This is a genomic window from Undibacterium sp. RuRC25W (assembly GCF_049339825.1).
Classification (GTDB): domain Bacteria; phylum Pseudomonadota; class Gammaproteobacteria; order Burkholderiales; family Burkholderiaceae_D; genus Undibacterium.
In genome coordinates this window covers 97,152-106,460 of sequence record NZ_JBMPPD010000009.1, presented here as the reverse complement: position 1 = coordinate 106,460, position 9,309 = coordinate 97,152, and the positions used below count along the sequence as shown (strand labels likewise).

Below are 9,309 nucleotides of genomic sequence, written 5' to 3'. Positions count from 1 at the left end.
ATTACACAACAGGAGATTGATCACGCCATGAAAAGACTGAATAATCGACCAAGAAAAAGATTAGGATACCTTACACCCAATCAGGTATTCTTCAAAAATACGCTTGCACTTCAAAATTGAACTCGCGGTTTTATTTGTGTAAAAAAATAGTAATATACAACCGTTTATGGCTGACCAGAATTTAAAGCGAATACATGGCCGCATCTGTTGAATCAGCGCCCTATGTTCACGATGCTCTTACCGGCCACATCAGGTATTGCTTTGCTTCCATTTTTTGATCGATTCTGTTTGTTATCTTTTAGTAAAAATTACTTTATATGCAATCGCCTCGGCGCCCGGATGAAGAAGAATATCGCTTAGCAACCCTTCAGGAATGCGGCCTCCTCGACACGCCATCTGAAGAACGTTTTGACCGGTTCACAGTACTAGCAAAACAGATTTTTAAAACGCAGATTGTACTGATTTCGCTGGTCGATGATCAGCGGCAATGGTTCAAATCTCGGCAAGGTCTTGAGGTCCCCGAAACAGGAAGAGATATTTCATTCTGCGGGCATGCTATCTTATCCGAAGATGTTTTACACGTTCCCGATGCAAGCAGCGACCTGCGTTTCTTTGATAACCCATTGGTCGTAAACGAGCCATATATCCGTTTCTATGCCGGTGCGCCACTACATGCGCAAAATGGCCAACGTATCGGAACGCTCTGCATTATCGACCCCGTACCCAAAACGTTGACGCCGGAAGAAATCGCGATCTTGCGTCATCTGGCCGATTGTGTAGAGCATGAAATCGGTAATACCCAGTCGCAGCGACAACGCAATGCACTTCTGACATTGACAAGAATTACGTCACTCACAGTGCAGGATCCACAGATTTTGTTACGTGAAGCACTGGCACTTGGCTGTCAATATTTACAACTATCGACAGGCGTGATTTCGCAAATTCAGGAAAACGAAAGTGTGATCCAAGTTTGTCATTCAGGTTCCGGCATACTTAAAGAGGGGCAGCGTTTTCGCAAAGAAAATACCTTCTCTGATTTTATTAACAGAGAACATGGTGTTATTTTTGAGGCTCATTTGAACCAGAGTAATTACCAAACACATCCAAGCTATCCTCAATTCAAGCAAGAAACCTATATTGGCATCCCTCTCATTGTTGAGGGAAAAAAGTACGGCACTTTAGGTTTTTCAGATCCCCAAGCAAGATCTAATCAATTTACCGATATTGAAATTGAGTTTATCAATGTATTAGGGGACTGGGTCAATGGCACCATCAAGCGACAGCATCTTAACCAGTCTTTGCAGCGACAACAAATTCTCAACGATGCCGTGGCAAAGGCACAAGCGCAATTTATTAAAGGTAAAGATCGCGGTAAAGGCTTCGATACCTTGTTAGTGAATAGTTTGCGTCTGACTCAGAGCGAATATGGATTTATCTGCGAAGTGTTAAAAAGCCGTGATAACGTTCCCTACTTAAAAGTATGCTCGATTCTCGATCTTGGTTGGGAGGATCAAATTATTGACCTTCATAAAAAGCAAGTACAGACTGGCCTTGAATTCTTCGATCTGGATTTATTATTTGATCCACGCTTAGAGAAAAAAATACCGGTGATCTCCAATAATCTTGCCTTCGAGAGAAACATAGGCGATTTACCAGCAGATCACCCACCATTAAGGCATTTTCTAGCCATCCCTATCGAATACGATGGTGAGATTATTGCCATGATGGGCATTGCAAATTGTCCGAGAGCTTACGACAAAGACACGGTCGATTTTCTGCAGCCAGTGACTATCGCTGTAGGACAGTTGGTCAATGCAGCCAGAGTTCAACGTCAACATGCACAAAGTGAACAAAGACTTACCAACATTATTGAGGGAACCAATATCGGTACATGGGAATGTCACATTCCCTCAGGGCTGACAATATTCAACGAGCGGTGGGCCGGTATGCTTGGTTACACTCTGGCTGAACTAAGCCCAACTACCGTCAATACCTGGCTCGATTTATGTCATCCTGAGGATGTAAAAATCTCTGCGGAGCTGATCGAGCTTCACTTCAAAGGTGAATTACCTTACTTCGATCTGACCAGCCGTATGCGGCACAAAGATGGCTCCTGGGTCTGGATCAGAGATCGCGGATGCGTTGTCAGTTGGGATGAAAATGGCCAACCACTGGTGATGTCGGGGAGCCATCAGGATGTCACGCAAGAGCGTATTGCCGAAGAAAAGCTAGCACATGCTTACGAATTACTGGAACAATCAAACGCTGCTGCCCGTATCGGTACGTGGGAATATGACCTCGCGAGCAAGCAAATCAACTGGAGTTCCATTACAAAACAAATCCACGAAGTAGAAGCTGACTATCAATGTAATACGGAACTATCCTTATCTTTTTACAAAGGCAAAGAAAATCGGGAATACATCCACCATTTGCTGACTGAAGCAGGAACGAAAGGGACTCGTTTCGACGCTGAATTTAAGATCGTCACTGCTAAGAAAAATGAACGCTGGGTCAGAGTCATCGGCTTACCACAGGTCAAAGATGGTGAGATATGCGGCATTTACGGCACGATCCAAGACGTGAGTGACAGCAAAACTAACGCGCAGGCACTACAAGATCAAGCCGCTCACACTCAGGCAATTATCGACAATGTGCTTGATGGGATTATCACCGTTAATCATCTCGGTTTTATTGACGCATTCAACGTTGCCGCTGCAAATATTTTTGGCTATGACAAAGAAGAACTGATCGGTAAACATTTTACGATCTTATTACCTCGACGTGAGGATGGTGGCAATACGGAGTTCCATCTGAGCGCCGACAACATTTCAACGATGATCGGTGTCGCGCAAGAAATCGAAGCTAAAAGAAAAAATGGCACCATCTTTCCTCTTGATTTGTCGGTATCTGCAGTAAAAAGGCAAGGGCGTGCACTATACATTGGACTGGTGCGCGACATTACCGAAAGAAAGCGTCTCGAGCGAATTAAAAATGAGTTTATTTCTACGGTGAGTCATGAGTTACGTACACCGCTGACATCAATCTCTGGTGCATTGGGCCTCATTTTAGGTGGCGCAATCGGATCACTGCCAGAGAATTTGAAACCATTACTGAATATTGCTAGTAAAAATAGTCAGCGCCTAACGTTCCTGATCAACGATCTGCTCGATATGGAAAAATTAAGCGCGGGCAAAATGCATTTTGATATGCAGGAATATGCACTGGCGCCGCTATTAAATCAGGCGATTGATACGAATATGATCTTTGGAGCAGAGAGACAAGTTAAACTGCACCTGCATCACCCCTTGCCAGAAGTCAAAATCTTAATTGATATTCAACGCTTCATGCAGGTCATTTCAAATTTGCTCTCGAATGCGATCAAATATTCTCCCGTCAATGAGACAGTTGATATTAGTGCAAGTGTACAAACAAAGCATGTCCGCATTGTCGTTACGGATCAAGGGAAAGGCATACCTAGCGAGTTCAGAGATCGTATTTTTCAGAAATTTGCGCAGGCAGATTCCTCAGATACCCGTGAAAAAGGGGGGACCGGACTCGGTCTGGCTATTTCAAGAGAACTCATAGAAAGCATGGGGGGAACGATCGGTTTTGAATCGACAACAACGCAGGGAACCCGTTTCTATATTGAGTTGCCGATTACTGACGGAGATGCTGTTTCTCCTTGAGTCAGCCAAGAAAGTTATAATCTCGACTTTGATCGTGCGCTACACCTGCGCATCATAACCTTTTTAAAAGTAGCTTCATGATAGTTCTTGGCGTTGAATCTTCCTGCGATGAAACAGGACTTGCCTTATATGACACCGAACGTGGTTTATTAGCGCATGCTTTACATTCACAAATTGCAATGCATCAGGAATACGGCGGTGTCGTACCTGAGCTGGCATCGCGCGATCATATCCGCCGCGCCTTGCCACTGTTAAACCAAGTGATTCAGCAAGCCGCCATACAAAAACAGGACATCGACGCTATTGCCTTTACGCAAGGACCTGGGCTTGCAGGAGCGCTGCTAGTTGGTGCATCTTTTGCCTGCGGCTTGGGGCTGGCGCTAGATAGACCCGTCCTCGGTGTGCACCACCTTGAAGGGCATTTATTGTCCCCACTATTGGCCAGCCGACCTCCGGAATTCCCCTTTATTGCCTTATTGGTCTCCGGTGGGCATACCCAATTAATGCGGGTCGATGGTATAGGACAGTATCAATTACTGGGTGAAACACTCGATGATGCGGCTGGTGAAGCATTTGATAAATCAGCAAAGTTGTTAGGGCTATCCTACCCTGGTGGTCCGGCGATCTCCATCTTGGCAGAAAGTGGAGATCCAGGCGTACATCAATTCCCACGCCCTATGCTCCATTCCAAAGACTTTAATTTTAGCTTTTCAGGATTAAAAACAGCCGTCCTCACGGCAGTCAAAAAATATCCTGGTGAGTTGAGCGAAGCGGACAAAGCAAATGTTGCGCGTGGATTTGTCGATGCGATCGTTGATGTATTGGTGGCTAAATGTGCGACAGCAATTAAGCAGAGTGGTTTAAAGCGCCTCGTTATCGCTGGCGGTGTTGGTGCTAATCGTCAGTTACGTCAGGCGTTAAATGAGACGGCGGCAAAAAAACGCTTTCAGGTGTTTTATCCTGAACTCGAATTTTGTACCGATAATGGCGCGATGATCGCTTTTGCCGGTGCGATGCGGCTCAAAAAAAATCCCGCCTTAGCAACACGGGATTATGCGTTTAATGTCCGGCCTCGTTGGCCTTTACATGAACTTGATGCAGCCTGATTTTCAGAGGTCGAACTGATATGATCGACCCGTCATCGTCATCGTCATCATTTGTGTATAACAACACTGATCATGTCTGGGTCACGAGAAGCGGCGTGACCTATTTCTTCTTGCTGCCCAAACGACTTTCTTTACCAGCCATCAAATTGGCAATATTTTGGCGATGGCGATACACGAGCAAGCCACTCATCACAAACACCGCCAGTAATTTGATATCAGGGCCAAACAGAAAACCGTAATACAGCGGCGCGAATATTGCTGCCACTAACGCCGCCAAGGATGAATAACGGAAGGCATACGCAATCACTACCCAAGTCACTAATGTTGCAAGTCCTAGCCAAGGATTAATACCAATCAGTACACCGGCAGCCGTAGCGACGCCTTTACCACCAACAAATTTAAAAAACACCGGCCACAAGTGGCCAAGAAAAACAGCAATAGCGACGGCCGCAATGCTACCATCATCAAAGTTAAACTGCGTTGCGTACGTCATGGCCAACCAGACCGCAAACCAGCCTTTGACAGCATCACCTAACAAGGTCAACACCGCTGCCGCTTTGTTACCGCTACGCAACACATTGGTTGCGCCGGGATTCTTAGAGCCATAAGTACGCGGATCAGACAGACCGAATACCTTACTCACCACCACTGCGAAAGACACTGAGCCAATCAAATAAGCGAGTATCGTTGCCAGAATCGTATTCATTTTTATCCTATAAGCTGCGAAGGGGGTGAAAATTCCCCTCCAGTCATTAAATATCTCATTCGTTTCAATGAGAGCACGCAGATTTAATCACATATATGATCATTGTTGAGGCGAACCGAAGGAAACAACTAATTCCGCCTTGGTTCAAAGATACTCACTCATCAATTGCACATTCAACTGCTCTTGCTTGCAACAAAGTGACTAACACAGAAGGCGTAATGCCGACTAGGTAACCCCTACGTCCACCATTAATGTAGATTTTCGGTAACTCCAGGATCCCTCGCTCAACATAGATTGGCATCACTTTTTTAGTGCCAAATGGCGAAGTACCACCGACTAGATAACCTGAATGTTTTTGAGCAATTTCTGGCTTGCAGGGCTCTACTGATTTGCATGGAATCTGACGAGCCAGATTCTTAGTCGACACCTTGCAATCACCGTGCATAAGCACGATCAGCGGTTTGGCTGCGTCATCTTGCATAACCAAGGTTTTGATCACACTGTGCTCATGCACCCCTAGCTCGCGTGCCGATACCGACGTACCACCGTGATCTTCGTAGGCGTACGGGTGCTCAGAAAATTCCACGTTATTTTTTTTCAACAGTTGTGTTGCCGGTGTCTCAGAGACGTGTTCTTTTTTTGCCAAAATGTTTTCCCGCTAAAACTAAAAAAACAAAGAGGGATTATAGCTTTTCTCATTGTGCAACAGCGAATTTTACGCACCATAAGGTTTCGGTCAGTGCTATTGCTCTTAAAAAAACTGTACTTTATGAAAATTAATTTCCGTTTTACGCAACATAATTGCAACAAATAAATCATTTTGAGTAACTTAGTGTTTTAATTGAAAATATTTGTAGGCATAATGTAACGCAACTCATTTTTACGTTTCGTTACATTACTCAATACGTACAACGAGTTCGCAATATAAATAGTGATTAATGCCGATGAACATGCTTTTTTTGCTTCATTGGTCATCAAAATAAACAAAAAAATTAATTATCTGGAGAGGCAGCAATGGTATTGAAGGAAAAATCGGTGGTTCTATCCGTGAAAGTAGCATTAAGTCTGTTGGCAAGCGGCATTTGCGCGACTAGTTTTGCCCAAGAAACCGCCGAAAACGTACAAAAAATTGAAATCACCGGCTCCAGCATTAAACGCATCTATAAAGAAGGTGCGCTACCAGTGCAACTTCTTAGCAAAGAAGCGATCGCCCGCACTGGTGCAAACACCATTGCCGACCTGATTCAGAAGTTACCGGCAATGCAAGGCTTCACTACGCAATCATCAGCGGTAGGCACTAACTCCGGTGGCCGTGTCAGTGCATCTATTCACAATATCGGTGAAGACTATACACTGGTCTTGCTCAATGGTCGCCGTGTCGCGCCACAGGGTTCAGGTAGCTCAGTGAATTTGAACGCCATTCCGATGAGCGCCGTTGAGCGCGTAGAAATCTTGACCGATGGTGCATCCGCGCTGTATGGCTCTGACGCGATCGCTGGTGTCGTCAACTTTATTTTGAAAAAAAATGAACAAGGCGGAACCGTTGAGGCTGGTTACAATTCTCCATTAGAAGGTGGTGGCCAGTCGTACAACGCGAGCCTGACTTATGGCTTCGGCGATCTGATTGAAAAAGGCTACAACGTGCTGGTGAGCTATCGCCATGATGATCAACAGCAGTTAAAAGCGACAGATCGTGATTTTGCAAAGACTGCTTACTTGCCATTCTCCGCCAACGGCAACAACTATGTGTTCGACCGTACCAGTGGCTCTACCGTTCCAGCAAACGTGACGGCAAGTTTTAAAGACAAAACATTGGCCGGTATTACATTTAACCCTTACCTGCTCGCCAATGGCAAATGCCCAGCGAATCACGTGGTTAATCTGAATAATCCAAAAGGTTGCACGTTCGACTATGCATCCACATTGGAAATTGTGCCGGTTTCTCAACGCGATAGCTTGTTCACTACCGCACGTTACAAACTCAACAATGACTGGACGCTGTTTACAGATATTGCGCTGTCACGCATGAACCTGACAGCGCGAATTGCACCAAATCCTGTTCCGGTTACGATCGCACCAGGCTCGGCGTATTACAACACTTACGTATTACCGTACCTGACACCAGCCCAGGCTGCATCGGTAAAAACCGTCTCAGCTAGCTATCGCATGTCTGATTGGGGAACACGTGATGACAACACTATCACTGACACCAAGCACTTTGTTGTCGGTGTCGAAGGCGAATACCTGGGATGGTCTATTAATAGCGGCGCGACCTACTCCAAAAATGCCATCGATGAGAAATACACAGGTGGCTATGTGCTCGACGGCACGTTCCGTGGCATGTTAAAAGCAGGTAGCTTTAATCCATTCCTGCCAGCAGGACAACAGTCAGATGCAGTAAAACAAGCGATTCAAAGCTCACTGTTCAACGGCTCTATCCGCACCGCTTCAACGACGCTCAAAGGTATCGATGTACGAGGCTCACGAGAATTGTTTGCATTGCCGGGCGGTAATGCGAGCATCGGTATTGGTGGTGATTATCGCGAATACAACTTCCAGCAAACACCATCTGATGCAGTAGCCGCAGGTGCAGTGTACAACTTGGCAGTCCCTCCAACCTATGATTTATCCCGTAAAACATCGGGGGTTTTCGCGGAGTTCCTGGCACCGGTGGTGGATAAAGTTGAATTCACAGCAGCGACCCGTTTTGATCAGTACTCATCGATTACTGATAGTGTGAACAAAACGAGCGTTGGTGACGGTAAAAATGCCACGACATACAAACTGTCTTTACGTTACCAGCCAACGAACACCTGGTTAATCCGTGGTTCCTATGGCACTGGCTTTAAAGCACCATCGATGCTTTCCATTGCACAACCACTGGTTTCTGCAGGCGTGACGAACAACTGGGCATGTCCTTTCCCTGGTACTGATTACTGCAAACCAAACATTGCACAATACGACAGATTAACTGGTGGTAACGCCGAATTAAAACCAGAAAAATCGAAACAATTCAGTATTGGTACACGCTATGAACCAACGGCTGATTTCTCTGTCGGTTTAGATCTGTGGGATGTTGAAATGCGCGATCAGGTATCCTCAGTCAGCCAACAGCTGGCATTTGGTGACCCAACGAAATATGCACAGTTGTTCACGTTATCGAAAGAAGTCGCAACAGGAAACAGCTACTGGGCGTTTAAAGATCTGGCGATTAACATCGGTAAAGCACATAACCGTGGTATTGACTGGGATATGACTGCTCGTCAAAAACTTGGCTTTGGCACATTGACTGGCAACATCAGTGGTACGTACATGCTCGTCTCCAAGTTCACCAAACCTGGTACTGACAATCAATGGGATACCGATCTGGGGAAATTCAGTATTTATAACAGTGTTGGCTTCCGTAACATTGTCAGCGCGACAACCACTCTCGAAACAGGTAAATTTACTAACTCACTTAGTCTGAACTACCGTTCTGGATATCAGGATGCGCCAGCGACCGTGCGTAACCTTGGTACAGGCAAAGACGAAAGTATTACTTTGCACGTTCCTTCATACACCACGTTTGACTGGCAAGGTCGTTATGAATACAGCAAAAAAGTAGAACTGCGTGCGGGTATCAAAAACTTGTTCAATCGTGTTCCGCCAATGTCACTTCAGGCAGCAGGAGGTGGTCAGCAAGCAGGCTACGATGCACGATATACTGATTCGATACTGCGTACTATCTACGTGACTGGCAAATATAAATTCTGAACTATGTTCTGAACTATGCTGCGAATGTAGTCTGATAAAAAATGGCCGTTCATTGACG

At 45.5% G+C, this 9,309-nt stretch carries 5 protein-coding genes and 1 pseudogene; 4 read left to right on the top strand and 2 right to left on the bottom strand.

Annotated elements, in window-relative coordinates; genetic code table 11:
* The 3 genes and pseudogenes from ACO0KV_RS06470 to tsaD all read left to right on the top strand — a co-directional run.
* Positions 1-120 (top strand): annotated as a pseudogene (locus ACO0KV_RS06470) (IS30 family transposase); the annotation flags it as partial.
* Between the two features lie 197 nt (positions 121-317).
* Positions 318-3,686 carry a PAS domain S-box protein gene (locus ACO0KV_RS06465; protein ID WP_423041077.1) on the top strand — a complete coding sequence of 1,123 codons (3,369 nt, stop codon included), beginning with the start codon at positions 318-320 and terminating at the stop codon, positions 3,684-3,686.
* Positions 3,687-3,763: 77 nt separating this feature from the next.
* Positions 3,764-4,792, top strand: a complete 1,029-nt coding sequence (gene tsaD, locus ACO0KV_RS06460; RefSeq protein ID WP_423041075.1) for a tRNA (adenosine(37)-N6)-threonylcarbamoyltransferase complex transferase subunit TsaD — start codon at positions 3,764-3,766, stop codon at positions 4,790-4,792.
* A 100-nt stretch (positions 4,793-4,892) separates the two neighbouring features.
* On the opposite strand, the gene plsY is transcribed toward tsaD, so the two are convergent.
* Entirely contained in the window at positions 4,893-5,498 is a 606-nt protein-coding gene (gene plsY, locus ACO0KV_RS06455; RefSeq protein WP_423041073.1) for a glycerol-3-phosphate 1-O-acyltransferase PlsY, read from the bottom strand.
* Between the two features lie 154 nt (positions 5,499-5,652).
* Complete coding sequence (ybaK, locus tag ACO0KV_RS06450) at positions 5,653-6,144, bottom strand: Cys-tRNA(Pro) deacylase (RefSeq protein ID WP_423041071.1); 492 nt, start codon at positions 6,142-6,144, stop codon at positions 5,653-5,655.
* A gap of 368 nt (positions 6,145-6,512) precedes the next feature.
* On the opposite strand from ybaK, the gene ACO0KV_RS06445 reads away from it, so the two are divergent.
* On the top strand, positions 6,513-9,251 hold the full coding sequence (locus tag ACO0KV_RS06445) for a TonB-dependent receptor (protein ID WP_423041069.1): 2,739 nt from the start codon (positions 6,513-6,515) through the stop codon (positions 9,249-9,251).
* Positions 9,252-9,309: the final 58 nt, after the last annotated feature.